The organism is Yersinia alsatica (assembly GCF_902170305.1).
In the GTDB taxonomy this organism is placed as follows: domain Bacteria; phylum Pseudomonadota; class Gammaproteobacteria; order Enterobacterales; family Enterobacteriaceae; genus Yersinia; species Yersinia alsatica.
Genome location: NZ_CABHWW010000016.1, coordinates 1 through 2080, shown reverse-complemented (window position 1 = coordinate 2080; position 2080 = coordinate 1). Strand labels below are relative to the sequence as shown.

The window sequence follows — 2080 nt, the reverse complement described above, 5'->3', positions numbered from 1 at the left end:
CTGATTCAGGGGCAAGCTGTTTTAGCCAATATAAATAAACTCCCTCACTTCCTGCGTAATCAGTTTATTTCTCGCTATGGATACCTGTTAGCCAATAAAGGGCTAAATGATGCTAACAAATGGCTGGTATTCGTTTTTGACCAGCGCATCTGGCCGCGCATTCAGGTAGTTAATAACAAAAATGTTATGCGCCTCGGTGCGTCAATGAGCTTTTCCACTGATGCCCCAACTTATGCCAGCTTGGCCGGTATGCACGATAAAGAGTTGCGCCGCTTTGCCCGCAAAATCGGTGATGGGTTAATGGTGGCCTACAACCATCATTGTGATGAATGCATTAAGACTAATCAGGGTGACAGAGCTGTTTTATTGCAGGTGGATACACAGGTGCGGATATTCGGCGATCTTGCCAGAATGGCGCGCGCTTTTAATATCACGCCGATGCACTGGCGCAAATACCTGAAAGGCCGGTTAGATACCCCTCACTGACAACAGCAGAATGCAGCCGTCTGGAATTGCCAGATTTAGTGGCGCTGGCCGGTAAGGTGGTTGGTTTTTTGTCGCCGAAACAGGCGGGGTAAAACTCGACCCGAAACTGGAAGTTGACGACCTGATGGCGGACATTGCCGCCATTTTTCACTGGCCGCCCTCGGAGTGTTGGGGGATGAGCCTCACCGAGCTGGTGCGCTGGCGTCATAAAGCCATGCTACGCAGTGGAGCCGTGAACAATGAGTAAGAGCTTACAGTTACAGGTGTTGCTCAAAGCCGTAGACCAAGCCACCCGCCCGTTTAAAGCCATTCAAACCGCCAGCAAATCCCTCACCGGGGATATTCGCAACACGCAAAGCACTATCAAAAATCTTGATGCGCAGGCGGCGAAAATTGACGGTTTCCGCAAGGCCAGCGCCCAACTGGCCGTCACCGGGCAGGCGCTGAAAAAAGCCAAAGAAGATGCGGCAGCGCTGGCGATTGCTTTTAAGAACACCGAGAAACCCACCGCCCAACAAGCCCGACTGATGGAGGGAGCGAAGCGCGCCGCCACTGAGCTGCAAACCAAATACAACGGGTTGCGCCAGTCAGTACAGCGCCAGCGTGATGCGCTCAATGCTGACGGCATTGCCACCAAAAATCTGAGCGCGGAACAGCGCCGGTTACGCAGCAGTGCCACCGAAGCCACTGCCGCCCTGAGCCGCCAGCGCCAAGAGCTGCAACGCCTGAGCCAGAAACAGGAACAGCTCAACCGTATCAGTAACCGCTATCAGAAAGGCAAAGCCGCTACCGCCACAGTGCGCAATGTGGGCGCGGCCAGTCTGGGTGTGGCAACCGCCGGGTTGTATGGGGCGGCGAAATTGATTGCGCCGGGTATCCAGTTTGACAGCCAAATGTCTGGCACCCAGGCGATTTTAGGGCTGGATAAAAACGACGCCAAACTGGCCGCTATTCGCCAGCAGGCGCGGGATATCGGCGGCTCCACCGCCTTTTCCCCGACGGATGTGGCACGTACCCAGGACACGCTGGCCCGTTCTGGCTATGACGCCGACGCCATTCTGGCCGCCACTGAGCCGACGGTTAACCTGTCGCTGGCGTCCGGTGTGGATATTGCCGAGGCGGCGGATATTGTCACCAACATGCAATCGGCATTTAACCTGCCGTTAGACCAGATTAAGCGCGTGTCAGACGTGATGGCGAAAGGCTTTACCAGCTCTAACACCAACCTGTTAGAGCTGGGCGAGGCGATGAAATATGTCGCCCCGATTGCCGAGGCCGCCGGGGCCAGTATTGAAGATACCACCGCACTGCTTGGCGTTCTGGCCGATAACGGCATCAAGGGCAGTATGGCGGGCACCAGTACCAGTGCAGTGTTTAGCCGGTTACAGGCTCCAATAGGTAAAGCGCCGGAAGCCTTGCGCGAGCTGGGAATAACCACCCGCGACGGCAAAGGCAATATGTTGCCGGTAGAGAAAATCCTCAAAGACATTGACCGCTCGTTTAAAAAGAACAAGTTAGGCACCGCACAGCAAGCCGAATACCTGAAAGTGATATTCGGGGATGAGGCGATGAAAGGCGCGGTGAAACTGGTGGC

General features: G+C 55.1%; 2 protein-coding genes and 2 pseudogenes. All 4 read left to right on the top strand.

What is annotated here, in order from left to right:
- Nucleotides 1–486, top strand: a pseudogene (locus tag FTA96_RS11450) (replication endonuclease); the annotation flags it as partial.
- Nucleotides 438–578: pseudogene (locus tag FTA96_RS23500) on the top strand (phage tail assembly protein); the annotation flags it as partial. The pseudogenes FTA96_RS11450 and FTA96_RS23500, both read left to right, overlap by 49 nt.
- A 32-nt stretch (nt 579–610) precedes the next feature.
- A complete protein-coding gene (locus FTA96_RS23730; protein WP_129196612.1) occupies nt 611–733 on the top strand; it encodes a GpE family phage tail protein in 123 nt (40 codons plus the stop codon).
- Nucleotides 726–2080: phage tail tape measure protein (locus tag FTA96_RS11435; protein ID WP_145573851.1), on the top strand; the 1355-nt coding region annotated here is incomplete at its 3' end. The genes FTA96_RS23730 and FTA96_RS11435, both read left to right, overlap by 8 nt.